Raw genomic sequence first — 16,456 nt, 5'->3', positions numbered from 1 at the left:
TCTGCTACGAAAATCAGGCGCCGAGCGTTTCGATCAGCGCCATCTCACGGCTGGTCATCAGCTTTTCGATGTCCATCAGGATCAGCATGCGGCCGTCGACGGTGCCCAGACCCGTGAGGTACTCGGTCGTGAGCGTCGCGCCGAATTCCGGCGCCGGCATGATCTGGTCGGTGGCGAGCGTGAGCACGTCCGACACGCCGTCCACCACCATCCCGACCACGCGATGCGCGACGTTCAGGATGATCACGACGGTCTGGTGGTCGTATTCGACGCGGCCGAGATGGAACTTGATGCGCATGTCCACGATCGGCACGATGATGCCGCGCAGATTGATCACGCCCTTGATGAAATCCGGCGCATTGGCGATTCGCGTCACGTTGTCGTAACCGCGGATTTCCTGCACCTTGAGAATGTCGATGCCGTACTCTTCGGCGCCGAGCGTGAAGACGAGGAATTCCTGACCGCCGGCGTCTGCCTGCTGCGCGTCGCGGCGGGCATTCGCACCGTTCGCGCTCGCGACGTTCGAATTGATGGATTGGACTTCTGCCACGTTAGCCCCCAAACGGTTGGGATGATTTAAATTGAGTCGGAGTTGCGCGTACTGCTTGCATCGTGTTCATCACGCAAGGCTCATTGCGCCGTGCGCGTGACGTGTTTCGCGGTTCAGTGCCGCCACGTCCACGATCAGTGCGACGCTGCCGTCGCCCAGAATGGTCGCGGCGGAAATGCCGTGCACCTTGCGGTAATTCGTTTCGAGATTCTTCACGACCACCTGCTGCTGGCCGACCAGTTCGTCGATCAACATCGCAAAGCGGCGTCCTTCCGTCTGCATGATGGTGACGATGCCTTGCGTCGGTTCCTGCTTCGCTTCCTCGACGTTGAACACTTCGTGCAACGCGACGAGCGGCAGATATTCTCCGCGCACGCGCACCACGCGCTCGCCGTTGGCGACCGTGTAGATGTCTTCGGCTTGCGGTTGCAGCGACTCCATCACGAAGTTCAGCGGCAGGATGAAAATCTCGTTGCCGACCTTGACGGACATGCCGTCGAGAATCGCCAGCGTGAGCGGCAACACGATGCGCGTGGTGCTGCCCTTGCCCGCATGCGAGGTGATTTCCACGTGACCACCCATCGACTGGATGTTGCGCTTCACCACGTCCATGCCGACGCCACGGCCCGAGACGTCCGTGACCTGTTCCGCCGTCGAGAATCCCGGCAGGAAAATCAGGTTCCAGACTTCTTCGTCGGACATGGTCTCGCTGACCTGCATGCCCTGCTTCGCCGCCTTCGCGAGAATCTTGTCGCGGCGCAGACCCGCGCCGTCGTCGCTCACTTCGATGACGATGTTGCCGCCATGATGTGCCGCCGACAGCACCAGCTGGCCGGTCGAATCCTTGCCCGCCGCGCGCCGCGCTTCCACGGTTTCGATGCCGTGGTCGAGACTGTTGCGCACCAGGTGAGTCAGCGGGTCGATGATGCGTTCGATCAGGCTCTTGTCGAGTTCGGTCGCCTGACCGAAGGTGACGAGTTCCACTTCCTTGCCGAGTTTTGCCGCCAGATCGCGCACCAGACGCGGGAAGCGGCTGAACACGTAATCCATCGGCATCATGCGGATCGACATCACCGCTTCCTGCAGATCGCGCGCGTTGCGCTCGAGCTGCGCCATGCCGTTGAACAGGCGATCGTGCAGCGCCGGATCGAACGTGCTGGTGGTTTCCGCCAGCATGGCTTGCGTAATCACCAGTTCGCCGACCAGGTTGATCAGCTGATCGACCTTTTCGACGCCGACGCGAATCGAGCTGCCTTCCGCGCCGCCGGCCGCCGCGGCCGGACGTGCTGCCTTGCGGTCCTGCTCGGCCGCGGGCTGCGCCGCGCTGGCTGCCGCGGGCGCCGCGGCGGCAGGCGCCGCAGCGGGGACCGAAGCGGCCGGCGAAGCAGCCGGTGCGTCGAACAGACCATGAGTGGGTGCGTGAGCGGGCGCTGCGGTGTGGGCCGCCTGTGCCGACGATGCGGCCTGCTCAGCATGTACTGCCTGTGCTGGTTGCGCCGGCGACGAAGACCCAGCGTCCGGCGTTCCAGGTTCGCCTTGCTGTGTCTCGTCCGCCGGTGCGGTGCCGCGGCCGATCGTGATCTGACTTTCGTCGATCACGAAACAGCACACGGCGATGATGTCGTCGGAGGTCACATCGGTCTGGAGCCACAGCGTGAGATCGCCGCCGCTTTTGACCTGCCCAACGATGTTCCCCAGGTTGCCGAGCTCTTCGGCCAGCAGTTCCTGGTCCTTCTCACCAACGCCCCGTAGCGTAATTTTCAGATGCGGGCCGGCGCCGTCGTTTGCAGCGCCGTTCCCTGCGGCCTCGCCGGTCTGCGCCGGTTCGCCGTCGTTCCATTCACCCGTCGCCGATTGCACCACCTGTTCGACGACGTGCTCCGGCGGCGTACCGCCGGGTGTTGCGGGACCTGCCTGTGCTGCCTGCACTGCAGCCGGTGCCGCGCTGGCTGCCGGTGCGGCGTCCATGCTGCTTTCGGCGTTCAGTTTTTCGAGCTTCGCGCAGATTGCCTTGGCGACCGCGGCGTCCGGCTCGGCGCTCGCCCGATAGTCGGCGAGCTGGCCCGACAACACGTCCTTGGTTTCGAGGAACGTGTCGATCATGTCCTTGCGCAGCACGAGTTCGTTATTGCGTGCGCGGTCGAGCAGCGATTCGAGAATGTGGGTCGTTTCCGTCAGCGCGGTAAAGCCGAACGTCGCCGCACCACCCTTGATCGAATGCGCCGCGCGGAAAATTGCCGCGAGGTCTTCGGGGTCCGGATGGGCGATGTCCAGATCGAGCAGCAACTGCTCCATCTGCGCGAGCAGTTCGTCCGCTTCGTCGAAAAACGTCTGATAGAACTGAGTGATGTCGAGTGTCATGCCTGGGTCACCGCGAGAGTTCCTGTCTAGGCTTGGGCTGCCGTGCCGCCGCGTCGATAGCTTCTAAAACTGTTTTAAGGGTGGCGCTTATGCGTGGTCCTGTTCGGCCAGCGCCGCCACCAGTTCGGTCAACATGTCGGGGTCGAGGGGCTTTTCGATCCAGCCGGTGGCTCCCGCGGCCCGCGCCGCCGCCTTGAAAGGCTCGCCTGATTCCGTCGTGAGGACGAGGATGGGCGTTGCCTGATAAGCCGGGTTGTTGCGCAGCGCCGTGATCAGATCGAGACCGGTCTTGCCGGGCATGTGCTGGTCGGTGAGGACGAGATCGAACGACATGGCGAGCGCGTTTTCGAGCCCTTCGATGCCGTCCGCCGCAAGCGTCACCTCATAGCCGGCCGTCGTCAGCGTGGCGGAGAGAATCTGCCGCATCGATGCCGAATCGTCGATTGCCAGGATGTGCCTGATCATGAAAACCTCGCTGCACTTACGCTATGGACCACCCTGCCGTGCGCGCCGGTCGGGCGCGTGCGACGGCCTGGCGGTCGCTGTCTGTTACTGGGCTGCCGGCACCACTGCCGGCAACTTCGGAGCAACCGTCACCGGTTGCGCAATTTTTTGCAGCAGCGGCTTGGAGCCGGCTGCGTCGTCCGACAGGGTGGTGGTCGTGGAGTCGTCGTGATCGAGCGCCTCCTCGGACTTCCTGTTCAGCACGATGATGCTGATGCGGCGATTTTCCGGGTCCATCGGATTCGCCTTGTTCAGGTTCTGCGTCGACGCGAGGCCGAGCACGCGCATCACCTTCGCTTCGTCCATGCCGCCGCTGATCAACTCGCGGCGCGACGCATTGGCGCGGTCCGCCGACAGTTCCCAGTTGCTGTAGCCCTTCTCGCCACCCGCGTATTGCACGGCGTCGGTGTGACCCTGCACGATGATGCGGTTCGGCACGTCGTTCAGCGTGTGGCCGATCTCGCGCAGAATGTCGCGCATATACGGTTCGACCACGTCTCTGGCGGTGGCAAACATCGGCCGTTTCTGCGAATCGACGATTTCGATGCGCAGGCCCGTGAGCGTCGAGTCGATGCGGATCTGCTGCTTGAACTGACGCAGCACCGGATTCGCTTCGATCGCGGCCATCAGCTTGACCTGCAGGTCGTGCAGCCGAGCCTGCTCGCGCCGCTCCAGTTCACCCTGCAACTGCTTGACCGACTCTTCGTTGTTGTGCGAAGCGGTGCGTTCGGCGCGCGCGGTCGAGCCGTCGGTGGCGCGCGTCACGCCTTGTGCGTCGGTCGAAATATCGCGGCCGCCGCCTTTCAGAATGCTCGAATCCTCGGCGCTGCGATCGCCGCCCCACAGCGTGATCTTCAACGGCTGGTTGAAGTAGTCCGCGATGCCGCGCAACTGCACGGTGGACGCCGAACTCAGCAGCCACATCAGCAGGAAGAACGCCATCATCGCGGTCATGAAGTCCGCGTACGCGAGCTTCCAGGCGCCGCCATGGTGGCCGGCCTTCTTCGGCGCGGCGCGCTTGACGACAATGGCGCGGTCTTTGTCCTTGCTCATCGATTCGGTTCCCGGTGGCCTCTAGCGGTTCTTTACTTGGCCTTGACGCGGCGCACGTGCTCTTCCAGCTCGGCGAACGACGGGCGTTCGGTCGAGAAGAGCACCTTGCGGCCGAATTCGACGGCGATCGCCGGTGCGTAGCCGTTCAGGCTGGCCAGAATCGTCACCTTGATGCACTGGAACATCTTGGTCGACTCGGTCACGCGCTGTTCGGCGACGCTGGCGAGCGGTCCGATCAGGCCGTAGGAAAGCAGAATGCCGAGGAAGGTGCCGACCAGCGCCTGGGCGATCATCTCGCCGAGCACAGCGGGCGGCTTGTCGGCGGAAGCCATGGTGTGCACCACGCCCATCACCGCGGCCACGATACCGAACGCCGGCATGGCGTCGCCGACCTTGTTCAACGCATGCGCCGGCGCTTCGCCTTCGTGGTGATGCGTTTCGATCTCCTCGTCCATCAGGCTTTCGATCTCGAACGCATTCATGTTGCCGCCGACCATCAGACGCAGGTAGTCGGTCAGAAACTCGACGATATGCTCGTCGGCGAGAATCTTCGGGTATTGCGTGAAGATCGGGCTTTTCGACGGATCGTCGATGTCGGCTTCCAGCGTCAGCGTGCCTTCCTTACGCGCCTTGGCCAGCAGGACGTACAGAAGCGCCATCAGCTCCATGTACACGTCCTTGTTGTACTTCGCGCCCTTGAACAGGGTTGGAATGACGCGCAGCGTCGCCTTGATCGTCTTCATTCCGTTGCCGAGAATGAACGCGCCGACCCCGGCGCCCACGATCATCAGCACTTCGACGGGTTGCAACAGCGCGCCAAGATGGCCGCCTTCCAGCGCGTAACCGCCGAAAACGGACAAAAGCGTCACGAGTGTTCCCACGAAAATCAGCACTGCCGAGCCCTCACAAAGAAGCGACGGTGACCGTCGTTAATCTGGTTTACGGCAACGGAGCAGAAAACTTTGACGGAAAAGCAGCGGCCCGAGCCGGTGTAAACCAGAGGCGAAGCGCACCGGCCTGGCGTGGCGGATGCGGGACGGGAAGCCCGTCGGATGGGAATGCGAGCCGCGGCGCGCCGGCCGGCGGCGGTGCTGCCAGTCAAACTTCGAGCGCGGCGAGACTCTCGCGGGCGCGGGCGTCGGCGAATTTCTTCGTCTTACCGGCGCGCGACGGCGGCTGGCACAGACCGCACACGAAGGCGTGCTGCGGATCGTGCGCGTGCGCGACAAAATGCCCGCCGCATCGGCAGCAGGCGGTGAGCTGGAGCATGCCGGAGTCGAAGAAACGTACTAGCGTCCAGGCGCGCGTGAGGCTGAGCACGGGCTCGTCGTCGTGCAACTGGACGTGCTCGAGGTAGAGCCGGTAGCTCTTCACGATCGACTGGATCGTCGCGCAGCCGCCGTGATCGGCCATGAACCGGTAAATGTTATAAAACAGCGACGAGTGAAAGTTCGGCTGCCAGGTCATGAACCAGTCAGTCGAAAAAGGCAGCATGCCCTTGGGTGGCGACACCCCCTTCAACTCCTTGTACAGCTTGATGAGCCGGTCGCGCGACAGGCTGGTTTCAGCTTCCAGCAACTGCAGGCGCGCACCGAGTTCGATCAGTTCGATGGCCAGGGTGATTTCCCTGACTTCCAGCACGACACTTTTATAAGCCATCGATTTCGAGTTCCTGCTTCCTGATCGTTTTTGCTTGAATGGGCGACGTCGCCGCCGGACGACACAGCGATTAGCTGAGTTGCTCGACCGGCTGGCTCGCCATCAGGATCGCGGAGTGCGCCTGGGCCACGGCGCTGGATTTGCCTTTGTCCGCGAGAGCGGACAACACGGCGTGGTCGTCGAAACGGAAGCGGCACAACACCTGGTTGGACGCCGCCAGCTTCACGGTCTGCGCCAACGAGAGGTTGGCGAGCACGTCGGCTAGCTGATCCGAAATCCCCATGCGGAACATGCCCATCGGCTTGTCTTCGCGCAGCAGACGCTGGGCGAGCAGGAGATAAGACAGGTTTACTTCTCTGATCTCATTGAGCATTTCGCTTGTCGCGCTCATGATTCCCCCGGGGTGTATCTGGCTGGTCAGGCCGTTACGGAAACGTTTGCTCGAACGCGCGCACTTAAACCGCACGAATCGGCTCGTTTCTGGTCTTGCGAGCATTGTGTCTAAAGGGGGGCTCGACGAAAATCGGACAGACACCCAGCCTCTTTGCCGGATTAATCCGTCATTCGTGTAGGAATTTTTCCTACAAGATGAATTGCTGGGGGAATAAGAAGCGGGAGATGCATCGGGCAATTTGCAAATTGCGATGCCAATTGAATATTTCTGATGCGCCGAAAATGAGCGGTGAAGTCGGGAACCTGAGCTCTACGCACCTTACAGCGGTGAGCGAGAATTATAAGACGTTTTCACTCTTATGTAATACATAGGGTTTAGAGCGATCCTCCAACGAGCGGGCCCGCGGCTTGCTGAGTCTCGTCGCGGCGTTCGGATTGTCCCTCCAGTTCTGGCTCTCCACTATCGGGACAGGCCTCCAGCCGACCTGTAACACGCCATGTTTCGCGCTGTAACAACATTAAGCGTTTGAAAAATAACTCGAATTAGCGTGGGCGATCCCGATAATGACGCTAAGGGATAACCCGATGCAGGTTCGGAACACCCCCGGGCGGCGGCTTACCGCGCCCAACCGTCCGTCAGGCATTCGCTAACCGCTCCAACCGAGCGCCGCTGTGCGAAGCCGCTGAATTAGGAGAATACGCATGCGAATCGCACAAATTGCGCCCTTGTATGAAGCCGTCCCGCCGAAGCTGTATGGCGGCACCGAACGGGTCGTCTCGTACCTGACCGAAGCGCTGGTCGACCTTGGCCACGACGTCACGCTGTTCGCCAGCGGCGACTCGGTCACGTCCGCGAATCTCGAAGCCTGCTGGCCGCGCGCGCTGCGTCTGGACCCGACTATTCGCGATGCATTGGCGCCGCACATCCTGATGATGGAGAAGGTTCGCAAGCACGCCCACGAATTCGACGTGCTGCATTTCCATCTCGACTACATGCCGTTCCCGCTGTTCTCGACCATGGACACGCCGTTCGTGACGACGCTGCATGGCCGTCTCGACTTGCCGGAACTGCAACCGGTGTTCGACGCATTCTCGGACGTGCCGGTGGTGTCGATTTCCGATTCGCAGCGTGCGCCGTTGCCGCAGGCGAACTGGCTGAACACGATCTATCACGGTTTGCCGGAGCAACTGCTCACGCCGCAAACGCACAAGAAGCCGGAATATCTGGCGTTCCTCGGTCGTATCTGCCCGGAAAAGCGCGTCGATACAGCTATCAAGATCGCTGCACAGAGCGGTTTGCCGCTGAAGATCGCCGCCAAGGTGGACAAGGTCGACCAGGAATACTTCAAGCGCGAAATCGAACCGCTGCTCTCGATGGCGCACGTGGAATTCGTCGGCGAGATCAACGAAGCGCAGAAGCCCGAGTTCCTGTCGGGCGCCAAGGCGCTACTGTTCCCGATCGACTGGTCCGAGCCGTTCGGTCTCGTGATGATCGAGTCGATGGCTTGCGGCACGCCGGTGATCGCGTTCAACCGTGGTTCGGTGCCGGAAGTGATCGACCATGGCGTGACGGGCTACATCGTCGAAGACGTGCAAGGCGCCGTGGCCGCGCTTCAACGTCTGGACGAATTGTCGCGCACGGAAATCCGCGCGCAGTTCGAACGCCGCTTCAGCTCGAAGACGATGGCTCAAGACTACGTCGACGGCTATTCGGAACTGATCGAGGCAACGCGTCGCCCGGTTCTGCGCCAGGTGGCAGTGGGCTAACTGCGAGTGGGATTGTCGCGGTAATGCCGAAAAGCCGGAATGCGATGGAAACGGCAAACAATACGGATTTGTTTGCCGCTTCCTACCTGATGCAGAAATGTCCGATTCACCAGTGATTGCGTCGTAAGGGTCCTACGTGAATCGTTTGCGCAGTCGGATTGCTACCGCTTAAGCAGATGCCGCTACAGAAAAGCCGCCCCTCGGGGCGGCTTTTTTAATGCAGTTCCTGGATGCGCTTCCATCCGCAATTTGCACTACGCGAATAAGCGTTTGAGTCGCGTCAAACCTTCAGTTGCCTTTCGCGGCGATTGGAATTCATTCACGCCGCGCCAATCAAATAGCGCTCGCGATTTTTGCCGACGATCCACTTGGGCGGTTTGCCGCGTCCACTCCATGTATTACCCGATTTCGGATCCTGGTACTTGGCCGGCAGCGGCGCCTTCTTGGGCGGGCGTCCGCGCTTGGCGGCCACGGCGAATCCGAGGTCTTGCGCGGTCAGACCGTATTCAGCGATCTTTTGGCGGATGTCGGCGACAACATTGTCGACTTCAGTACGACGCGCTTCTTCTGCCTGTGCCTGCAATTTGGCGATCTGCGCCTTGAGGTCTGCGTATTGAGACATTTGGTTCTCCCCTTTTCTAGAACTCATTCGATCGCAGACTAGCTGCAATTATAAAAATTCGCAATGGCCAATAATACCGATTTAGGTAAGTTTTCCTCAGATAATTAATAAGCGTGGCTGAAATGTAAAACCGTGCTTTATCCAAAAATAATCGGAAAGGCAGCGCGTCGCATTGACAATTCTTGACAGCCATTTTGTCCGTCCTTGCCTAGAATTGGCCGCTCAAGGTCATGTCTCGGGTTCAAACCGGCATGACATTGTGTGCGTCAAACTTTTTAGGATTACCAAACATGCAGTTGTCAAAGCGTCTCGCAGCCGAGTTGTTCGGCACCTTCTGGCTCGTGCTTGGAGGCTGCGGCAGCGCTGTCCTCGCCGCCAATTTCGCCGGCCCCGTCCACGGGCTCGGCATCGGTTTCGTCGGCGTCTCGCTGGCGTTCGGCCTCACCGTCCTCACCATGGCCTATGCAATCGGCCACATCTCGGGCTGCCATCTGAACCCGGCCGTCAGCGTCGGGCTCACCGTCGCGGGACGCTTTCCCGCGCGCGACCTGCTGCCGTACATCGTCGCGCAGGTTGTCGGCGCTGTGCTGGGCGCGCTGGTGTTGTCGCTCATCGCATCGGGTAACGCGAGCTTCGATCTGGTCGCCAGCGGCTTCGCCAGCAACGGTTATGGTGATCGCTCGCCGGGTCACTACACGCTCGTCGCCGCTTTCGTCTGCGAAACGGTCATGACCTGCGTCTTCCTGTTCGTCATTCTCGGCGCAACGGACAAGCGGGCACCGGCCGGCTTCGCGCCGATCGCTATCGGCCTCTGCCTCACACTGATCCACCTGATCTCGATTCCGGTCACGAACACGTCGGTCAATCCGGCGCGCTCCACCGGCCCGGCACTTTTCGTCGGTGGCGCAGCAGTCGATCAACTGTGGCTGTTCTGGGTCGCCCCGATTCTCGGCGCTGTGATCGCAGGTGTCTTGTATCCGGCTCTCGCCGAAAGCCGCCGCAACAATGCACAAGGGCTCGCGCTCGACTAATCGCGTAATGCGACGTCTTATGCAATCGAAACGGGCGCTCTAGCGCCCGTTTCTTTTTGACAATTCGGCCAAGGCGCGTCGCCGCAGTTCGCGTCGAGTCGCCTGGCAACAGCGAACCGCCCACTCGGGCAATGTCAGGTGACTGCTAGAATCGAGCGACTTCAGCTCGCTCAGGTGCTACCGATGAACCGTTTTCGCAGATTCATGCATGGCGTGGCGCTAACGATCGGTGGTCTGTGTGTCGTTGCGCTGACGCAGCCTGCCGCCCACGCCGCGGACAGCAACGTCGAAACGCTGATCTTCGTCCGCCATGGCGAAAAGCCGGCCCAAGGGTACGGCCAGCTGAACTGCCAGGGACTCAATCGCGCGCTAGCGCTTCCGGCCGTTATCGCCGCCAAGTTCGGCAAGCCCGACGCGATTTACGCGCCCGATCCGGGTCAACGCAAAGACGACAGCGGGCATCCCTATTATTATGTGCGCCCGCTGGCGACGATCGAACCCACTGCCATTCAATTCCAGATGCCGGTGCAAACGCCGTACGGCTTTGCCCAGATCGACCAGCTCGGCGCAACGCTCCTGAGTCCGGCCAATCGCAACAAGCTGGTCGTGGTGGCGTGGGAGCACAAATTGATCGTGAAATTGCTACGCCAGATGATGAGCGAGCACGGTGGCAACGCGGCCGATATCCCCAATTGGCCGAGTGAAGATTTCGACAGTATTTATATTGTCCGGCTCGATTGGCAAAACGGCAGCCCGCGCGCCAGTTTCAAGCACGATCATCAAGGCTTGAATGGGCGCGCCGTCGATTGTCCGTGCGCCGCATTGACCGGCGCCTCAGGCGCGGCAAGTTCGCCTGCACCGGCCGCTTCCGGGAGCGCAGCAGATTAATTGGGTAATACAGATGTAAGCCCGAATTACGCCCGACGTACTTTCAGACTTTCTGCAGCGGCCCCAAATTTGTCGAATGCGCGCCCGCGCAGCCGCAAAAGCCTTATCCAGCAAGGGTTTAGCCGCCTCAAGGCAACGGTGCGGCGTTAGAAAAGCCCGTCAACAACCTTTCACCCGTCCTGCGACCTTACTTTCAGTCCGTAACATCTGGTCGCAGTCATCGACGTTCGGAATGCGTAAATTGGTCCTGTGCGACAAACACACGTCGCCTCACAGGAGAACAAGATGAAACGCATCGTCACTCATTTGCTGGTTGCTGCCGGACTCGCTGCGGGCGCATGCGGTGTCGCGCAAGCACATACGGATCTGAACATCGGCCTGTCGCTCGGCGCACCCGTTTATACACGGCCGGCGCCGGTGTACGCGGCGCCGCAGCCGGTCTACTACGGCAACGGCTGGGACCATCGCGGCGGCTATTACCGTGACGACCACCGGTACGACCATGGTTGGTATCACAACGATCGCCGCTGGGGACATGACGACCGCCGCGGTCACGATGACCGCCGTGGTGGATGGCACGGCTAAGCCGTTAAAGGCAGTTGAGGCTTGAACCGGCCGGCATCCGCGAAAGTGGATGCCGGCTTTTTCGTTCAGGCCGTCAATTCGTCGTTAATCGAGAAAAGTTTGCGCAAATGATGCGCGACGCCCGCCTCGAAATTGTTGCCGATGCGCGGCACGTTCGGCAGGCGAGTCATCAGGTCGGGATTGGCGTTATTCATCATGAATGGATGACCGGCCGTTTCCAGCAGATCGATATCGTTCATGTTGTCGCCGAAGGCGACACATTGCGACGCGTCCACGCCGAGCCGGTCGAGCACGATTCGCAGCGCCCGTCCTTTGGAAACGTTCGACGTCATGACTTCGAGGCAGTCCGGCAGCGAATAGGTGACGTACAGCGCGTCGCCGAATTCGTGCTCCAGGTTTGCCGCGACCTGCGCGAGGTCGGCCGGCTCACCAATGTAAAGCGCCTTGGCGATATCCACGCCGTCGTGTTTCGGCAGATCCGTCACCTCGTAGGTGAAGCCCGAATCCTGATGGAAAGCGAGCAGATGCGGCGCTTCACGATCGATCAGCCACGCCTGGTCGGCAAACAGATTGACGATCACGCGACCATGCGTGCCCACTATCTCCGGCTGCACCAGCCGCTGCACGATAGCCGGCGGCAGATCATCAGCGTGGATGACCGTGTTGTCCGGCGCGTGGATGCGCGCGCCGTTCGAGGTGATCAGGTAGGGATTGATGCCGAGCAGGTCGCGAATGCCCGCCACGTCGCAATAGTGGCGGCCAGTCGCGATGACGAAGTGCAGGCCGTCGCTCTCGAGCTTGCGCACCGTGGCGATGGTGAACGGGTCCACCTGATGGTCGGCGTTTAGCAGCGTGCCGTCGAGATCCGTGGCGATGACTTTGTACATAGTTGGGCAGCCGGGCAGCGTCAAAACATACATTTTACCGTTGCCCGATGACACTGACGGTTGCCGCCGGATCGACATCCGCTCATCAACCGGCCAGACGCGCCGCTTCGCGCTGCGCGAGTTGCAAGCCGCCATGCGCCGAGTCGGCCAACGGTCCGCGCAGGCGCGACTGATAAATTTGCGGTACGTAGGCGCTCAACGGCGCGCCGAGGCCGCCGCACATGGCGACGGGTAGCGTCGACGAAGGATCGAGCGCGGCAATCATCTTGCCGACTTCGACGCCGGCGTCGCCGAGCAGGCGAGCCGCAAACGGATGGGCGCGTTGCTCGACGGCGATTTTCGCGAGTCGCGCGTAGGCGGTCTGGTTCGCTTCGCACAGCCAGACCACCAGTCCGTCGCGATCGTCCGTGCCGATATGGGCGAGGAGCGCGTCGGCGAGGTCGTCGCGCGGCACGCGGCCATCCAGCGCCTGCTGCGCGTGCACCACGATCCGCAAGCCGATCCATGCCCCGCTCGCCTCGTCGCCGGACGGATATCCGTAGCCGCTGACCGTGCGGCATGCGTCGTTGTGATCGAGCACGGCCGCCACGCTGCCCGTGCCGAGCGCGACGATCACGCCGGGCGCGCCGCCGTGGGCGCCGAGCAATGTCGTGTAAGCATCGGATTCCACCGCGAGCGCCGCCACGGCCGGCGCCTTTGCGCGAAAATCGGCAAGCCAGTCGCGATTGTTGACGCCGGCGAGGCCACAACCCAGCACGCATCGCGACCAGTCCAAGGTCAGCCCGGCAACTTCGAACGCTTCGCGGCAGCCTGCCTCGATGGACTGCCACGCTCGCTCGATGCCAAGTCCGAGACCAGACGGCCCGCTCGCCGCCTGCGCCAGTTCACGGCCGCTCGCGTCGCCGAGGACGACACGCGTACCGCTGCCGCCGCCGTCAATGCCGATCAGAAAGAAGTCTTTGTTCATCGAATCGAGTGAGTTGAGGTGGTGAATAGCGCGTAGCGTGGCAGGTCAGAAGCGATTCGGCAATTGGCCGGACGGCCAGCTTGCAGCACGGGACCAATCCGCTATGCTGGCGGTCGACAATACTATGCAGGAGCGCAAAGGTGACACAGCGATGCAACTGGGTATCGAGCGAAGCGCTCGCACAGTATCACGACGCCGAGTGGGGCGTGCCTTCGCGCGACGACCAGCATCTGTTCGAAATGCTGGTGCTGGAGGGCGCGCAGGCCGGGTTGTCATGGTCGACCATTCTCAACAAGCGCGCCGGCTACCGGCGCGCGTTCGCCAACTTCGAAATCGACAAGGTGGCGCGCCTCACGCCTAAACACGTCGACAAACTCGTACTCGACGAGAGCATCGTCCGGCATCGCGGCAAGATCGAGTCGGCGATCACCAATGCGCGCGCCGTCCAGCAGATTCAGGCCGAGCATGGTTCGCTGGCGAATTTCGTCTGGTCCTTCGTCGATCAGACGCCGATCCAGAACGACTGGGCTTCGTACAAGCAGGCACCGGCGTCGACAGAAATCTCGGACGCGCTCAGCAAGGCCTTGAAGCGCTACGGATGCAAATTCGTGGGTTCGACGATCTGCTATGCGTTCATGCAGGCAGTCGGCATGGTGAACGATCACGAGGCCAGCTGCGAGTGCCGCGCGCGATGCGCCGCGCTCGGCAAGAAGGGCCGAAATCGCAAAGCGGGTTGATGCGACGTCTGGAAACTCCGTGCGTAGAAAGCACGCAAACAGCTCAAAGCCTTGGCCATCGGGAAAGCCCTCTCTTCGAGTTTCACGTGCACGGTCCGTTATAGCAGTGACGAGCATCAGCGCGGGCACGGTCCGACGGCAAGCGGCAATTCTCTGAACTGAGGGCTTTTCGTGGCCCTAGTCCGGGTTTCGCAAACCGGCGCCGGTTGGATACTGCAGACATGCGCTCGAAGAACGCTTGAACAACGAATAGCCGCTGCGTATCGCATGGAGACCAACCATGAAAAGCCTTTGCTTCCTGACGCATCAGGAAATTTTCGACCAGGCCGTCGGCCATCTGCTCGGCCAGAAACAGGCCGCCCTGCTGCCGCGTGGCGGAGGCGCCTACCGCGGATATTGCGGAGGCTGCCCCGTCGGCAACTTCATTCACCCACGCGATTACATGACGGCGATGGAAGGCGTGCCGGTGCGCTACATCGGCAAAAGCTCCGTCGAAGTGCCGGCTTATATGGACGTCGGCGTATCGGCGCTCAAGCGGGCGCTGCTGCGTTCACGCATCAACGTCTACGACGCCGCCACGATCACCTTGCTCAGTTGCCTGCAGAACGTTCACGACGTCTTCGGCACGTGGGAATGGCACGAGCGACTCAGCTCGATCGCCGCTCAATTCAACTTGTCTGCTGAGCGCCTGAAAAGCGCGGCATAAGCGCTTTCCGCCCCGGTCGAACCGGTGCTCGCACGAAATCGACGCACCAAAGCAAAACGGCGATGTGACTTCTTTCGAAGCTCACACCGCCGTTCGGCGTACTACAGCGCTAGATACAGCGCGAAAAAGCGTGCTTAGTGCAGCTTTTTCGGCAGCATCTGGCTGCGCAGGCGCTTGTGCAGGCGCTTCACAGCAGCAGCCTTCTTGCGCTTACGTGCCGTGGTCGGCTTTTCGTACGATTGACGCTCACGCAGTTCAGCGATCAGGCCATTCTTTTCGATAGCGCGACGAAAGCGGCGAATCGCCACTTCGAACGGCTCGTTTTCTTTCAGAAGAATCGTCGTCATGTAATTCCTAACTCAATCACTTGATAGGGGTAAATTGCGTGGCGGATACCGCTCACGCGCCGGCCCTCCGGTCGTTTCGATTCGTGGCCAGTAACAGGCAAACGCGGGTAGAACCCGGCCAAACCACAAATGAAACGAGAGGCATATCGGCCACGGAGGCCGGAAAAGAGAGGTGGGGAGTTCACCGCGGACCGCGGACAGACGTACTGCTTAAGCCGCGTCTGCTGCCGTTTCGCCAATCGTTCACCAACAAAAACCGTTGACGAAACAGGCAAAGATCTCATTTCACTCCCGATGATATCAGGAAACTCTCCATCCTACCAGGGGTTTAACGATTGCGCCAGGCCGTCCGACGCCGTCAGGCACTTGCTTCGTCCAACTCGCGGATATCGGCGCCCGTGAGCATCAGGTGAGCCGCGGCAGCAAGGCTTTTGAGCTGTTCAACCGAGGTCGCACTGGCAATTGGGGCCGTAACGCTGGGTCTCGCAATCAGCCATGCGAGCGCGACCGTCGCAGGCGTGCTGCCGTGCTGTTGCGCGACACGGTCGAGCGCACCGAGGATCCGCAGTCCACGCTCGTTCAGATATTTTTCGACCCGGCTGCCGCGCGCCTTGCCGGCGAGGTCCGCTTGCGAACGGTACTTGCCGGACAGAAAGCCGCTTGCAAGACTGTAGTACACCACCACGCCCAGTTGATTGGCGAGCGCGACGGGTTCGATGTCGCGCTCGTATTCGGCGCGGTCGTACAGATTGTATTCGGGCTGCAACAACTGATATTCCGGCAGCCCGTGCTCGCGCGAAACCGCCAGCGCTTCTTCGACGCGCGCCCCCGTGTAATTAGATGCGCCGATCACCCTCACCTTGCCCGCTTCGATCAGCTTCTGATATGCGCCGAGCGTTTCGGTGAGCGGCGTTGCCGCGTCGTCGTCGTGGGAAAAATAGACGTCGATGTAATCGGTTTGAAGGCGGCGCAGCGAATCTTCTACGGCCGCCTGGATATTCGCGGCCGACAAACCTTTACGCTGCGGATGCTTGGACACCTTGGTGGCCAGCACGATCTTGTCGCGCTTGCCGCTCTGACGAAACCACTTGCCGATGATGGTTTCCGACTCGCCGCCCTGGTTGCCCGGCACCCAGGCCGAATAAACGTCGGCGGTATCGATGAAGTCGAGACCGGCGTCGACGAACGCGTCGAGAATCGAAAACGAGGTCGCTTCATCGGCGGTCCAGCCGAATACATTGCCACCGAACATAAGCGGCGAAACCTCTAATTCCGAACGTCCAATTCTGCGTTTTTGCATAATTTCACCAGGGTTTGTCACAGGAGAAAAAAGAGAATACGCCGACTTTTCATTACTCGCAGTGCATCGGGCAAACGACGCTGGAAGCGGCTCAGCGGC

18 protein-coding genes are annotated in these 16,456 nt (G+C 61.1%); 6 read left to right on the top strand and 12 right to left on the bottom strand.

All coding sequences use genetic code 11. From position 1 onward, the window contains the following. Positions 1–13 precede the first annotated feature (13 nt). From P3T18_RS11075 to flhD, 7 genes are all read right to left on the bottom strand, one after another. On the bottom strand, positions 14–550 hold the full coding sequence (locus tag P3T18_RS11075; protein ID WP_429299934.1) for a chemotaxis protein CheW: 537 nt from the start codon (positions 548–550) through the stop codon (positions 14–16). Between the two features lie 69 nt (positions 551–619). Further along, complete coding sequence (gene cheA, locus P3T18_RS11070; RefSeq protein WP_429299933.1) at positions 620–2,911, bottom strand: chemotaxis protein CheA; 2,292 nt, start codon at positions 2,909–2,911, stop codon at positions 620–622. A gap of 87 nt (positions 2,912–2,998) precedes the next feature. Next, positions 2,999–3,376 (bottom strand): response regulator, encoded by a 378-nt coding sequence (locus P3T18_RS11065; protein ID WP_429299932.1) that lies wholly within the window; start codon positions 3,374–3,376, stop codon positions 2,999–3,001. A gap of 84 nt (positions 3,377–3,460) precedes the next feature. Then, positions 3,461–4,468, bottom strand: a complete 1,008-nt coding sequence (gene motB, locus P3T18_RS11060; RefSeq protein WP_429299931.1) for a flagellar motor protein MotB — start codon at positions 4,466–4,468, stop codon at positions 3,461–3,463. Between the two features lie 32 nt (positions 4,469–4,500). After that, positions 4,501–5,361, bottom strand: a complete 861-nt coding sequence (gene motA / locus P3T18_RS11055) for a flagellar motor stator protein MotA (RefSeq protein ID WP_429299930.1) — start codon at positions 5,359–5,361, stop codon at positions 4,501–4,503. A gap of 205 nt (positions 5,362–5,566) precedes the next feature. Next, on the bottom strand, positions 5,567–6,127 hold the full coding sequence (gene flhC, locus P3T18_RS11050) for a flagellar transcriptional regulator FlhC (RefSeq protein WP_429299929.1): 561 nt from the start codon (positions 6,125–6,127) through the stop codon (positions 5,567–5,569). Positions 6,128–6,197: 70 nt separating this feature from the next. Beyond that, the gene (flhD, locus tag P3T18_RS11045; protein WP_093640793.1) at positions 6,198–6,518 is read right to left on the bottom strand and encodes a flagellar transcriptional regulator FlhD; all 321 of its coding nucleotides are present in this window, start codon (positions 6,516–6,518) and stop codon (positions 6,198–6,200) included. 704 nt (positions 6,519–7,222) lie between these two features. On the opposite strand from flhD, the gene P3T18_RS11040 reads away from it, so the two are divergent. Further along, entirely contained in the window at positions 7,223–8,287 is a 1,065-nt protein-coding gene (locus tag P3T18_RS11040) for a glycosyltransferase family 4 protein (RefSeq protein ID WP_429299928.1), read from the top strand. 319 nt (positions 8,288–8,606) lie between these two features. Here P3T18_RS11040 and P3T18_RS11035 read toward each other — a convergent pair whose 3' ends face one another. Beyond that, positions 8,607–8,909, bottom strand: coding sequence for an H-NS family nucleoid-associated regulatory protein (locus P3T18_RS11035; RefSeq protein ID WP_429300091.1), 303 nt, complete (start codon positions 8,907–8,909; stop codon positions 8,607–8,609). 290 nt (positions 8,910–9,199) lie between these two features. On the opposite strand from P3T18_RS11035, the gene aqpZ reads away from it, so the two are divergent. From aqpZ to P3T18_RS11020, 3 genes are all read left to right on the top strand, one after another. Continuing rightward, positions 9,200–9,940 carry an aquaporin Z gene (gene aqpZ / locus P3T18_RS11030; protein WP_429299927.1) on the top strand — a complete coding sequence of 247 codons (741 nt, stop codon included), beginning with the start codon at positions 9,200–9,202 and terminating at the stop codon, positions 9,938–9,940. A gap of 183 nt (positions 9,941–10,123) precedes the next feature. Then, positions 10,124–10,828: a histidine phosphatase family protein gene (locus P3T18_RS11025; protein ID WP_429299926.1), complete on the top strand. Its 705-nt coding sequence runs from the start codon at positions 10,124–10,126 to the stop codon at positions 10,826–10,828. Between the two features lie 285 nt (positions 10,829–11,113). Then, the gene (locus tag P3T18_RS11020; protein ID WP_429299925.1) at positions 11,114–11,413 is read left to right on the top strand and encodes a PXPV repeat protein; all 300 of its coding nucleotides are present in this window, start codon (positions 11,114–11,116) and stop codon (positions 11,411–11,413) included. 65 nt (positions 11,414–11,478) lie between these two features. Here the strand turns inward: P3T18_RS11020 and P3T18_RS11015 are convergent, their stop codons facing one another. Both P3T18_RS11015 and P3T18_RS11010 read right to left on the bottom strand, forming a co-directional pair. Beyond that, complete coding sequence (locus tag P3T18_RS11015) at positions 11,479–12,300, bottom strand: Cof-type HAD-IIB family hydrolase (protein ID WP_429299924.1); 822 nt, start codon at positions 12,298–12,300, stop codon at positions 11,479–11,481. Between the two features lie 85 nt (positions 12,301–12,385). After that, on the bottom strand, positions 12,386–13,267 hold the full coding sequence (locus P3T18_RS11010; protein ID WP_429299923.1) for a BadF/BadG/BcrA/BcrD ATPase family protein: 882 nt from the start codon (positions 13,265–13,267) through the stop codon (positions 12,386–12,388). A 140-nt stretch (positions 13,268–13,407) separates the two neighbouring features. Here P3T18_RS11010 and P3T18_RS11005 point away from each other — a divergent pair, with 140 nt between their 5' ends. Next, positions 13,408–14,004 (top strand): DNA-3-methyladenine glycosylase I, encoded by a 597-nt coding sequence (locus P3T18_RS11005; protein ID WP_429299922.1) that lies wholly within the window; start codon positions 13,408–13,410, stop codon positions 14,002–14,004. 280 nt (positions 14,005–14,284) lie between these two features. Then, complete coding sequence (locus P3T18_RS11000) at positions 14,285–14,710, top strand: hypothetical protein (RefSeq protein ID WP_429299921.1); 426 nt, start codon at positions 14,285–14,287, stop codon at positions 14,708–14,710. A 134-nt stretch (positions 14,711–14,844) separates the two neighbouring features. Here P3T18_RS11000 and rpsU read toward each other — a convergent pair whose 3' ends face one another. Beyond that, positions 14,845–15,057 (bottom strand): 30S ribosomal protein S21, encoded by a 213-nt coding sequence (gene rpsU, locus P3T18_RS10995; protein ID WP_006050883.1) that lies wholly within the window; start codon positions 15,055–15,057, stop codon positions 14,845–14,847. Between the two features lie 358 nt (positions 15,058–15,415). Then, the gene (locus P3T18_RS10990) at positions 15,416–16,357 is read right to left on the bottom strand and encodes an aldo/keto reductase (RefSeq protein ID WP_429299920.1); all 942 of its coding nucleotides are present in this window, start codon (positions 16,355–16,357) and stop codon (positions 15,416–15,418) included. Positions 16,358–16,456 lie beyond the last annotated feature (99 nt).

Source organism: Paraburkholderia sp. GAS199 (assembly GCF_050436585.1).
GTDB lineage: Bacteria > Pseudomonadota > Gammaproteobacteria > Burkholderiales > Burkholderiaceae > Paraburkholderia.
Note: the sequence above shows the minus strand (reverse complement) of the source record. Positions and strands in the feature narration are given on the sequence as shown.

Bases quoted from the DNA above. Each gene is read 5' to 3' on its own strand.
- flhC (WP_429299929.1), bottom strand. From the start codon at position 6,127: ATGGCTTATAAAAGTGTCGTGCTGGAAGTCAGGGAAATCACCCTGGCC.
- P3T18_RS10990 (WP_429299920.1), bottom strand. From the start codon at position 16,357: ATGCAAAAACGCAGAATTGGACGTTCGGAATTAGAGGTTTCGCCGCTT.
- P3T18_RS11015 (WP_429299924.1), bottom strand. From the start codon at position 12,300: ATGTACAAAGTCATCGCCACGGATCTCGACGGCACGCTGCTAAACGCC.
- P3T18_RS11040 (WP_429299928.1), top strand. From the start codon at position 7,223: ATGCGAATCGCACAAATTGCGCCCTTGTATGAAGCCGTCCCGCCGAAG.
- aqpZ (WP_429299927.1), top strand. From the start codon at position 9,200: ATGCAGTTGTCAAAGCGTCTCGCAGCCGAGTTGTTCGGCACCTTCTGG.
- cheA (WP_429299933.1), bottom strand. From the start codon at position 2,911: ATGACACTCGACATCACTCAGTTCTATCAGACGTTTTTCGACGAAGCG.
- motB (WP_429299931.1), bottom strand. From the start codon at position 4,468: ATGAGCAAGGACAAAGACCGCGCCATTGTCGTCAAGCGCGCCGCGCCG.
- P3T18_RS11010 (WP_429299923.1), bottom strand. From the start codon at position 13,267: ATGAACAAAGACTTCTTTCTGATCGGCATTGACGGCGGCGGCAGCGGT.
- P3T18_RS11065 (WP_429299932.1), bottom strand. From the start codon at position 3,376: ATGATCAGGCACATCCTGGCAATCGACGATTCGGCATCGATGCGGCAG.
- P3T18_RS11025 (WP_429299926.1), top strand. From the start codon at position 10,124: ATGAACCGTTTTCGCAGATTCATGCATGGCGTGGCGCTAACGATCGGT.
- P3T18_RS11020 (WP_429299925.1), top strand. From the start codon at position 11,114: ATGAAACGCATCGTCACTCATTTGCTGGTTGCTGCCGGACTCGCTGCG.
- P3T18_RS11035 (WP_429300091.1), bottom strand. From the start codon at position 8,909: ATGTCTCAATACGCAGACCTCAAGGCGCAGATCGCCAAATTGCAGGCA.
- flhD (WP_093640793.1), bottom strand. From the start codon at position 6,518: ATGAGCGCGACAAGCGAAATGCTCAATGAGATCAGAGAAGTAAACCTG.
- P3T18_RS11000 (WP_429299921.1), top strand. From the start codon at position 14,285: ATGAAAAGCCTTTGCTTCCTGACGCATCAGGAAATTTTCGACCAGGCC.
- rpsU (WP_006050883.1), bottom strand. From the start codon at position 15,057: ATGACGACGATTCTTCTGAAAGAAAACGAGCCGTTCGAAGTGGCGATT.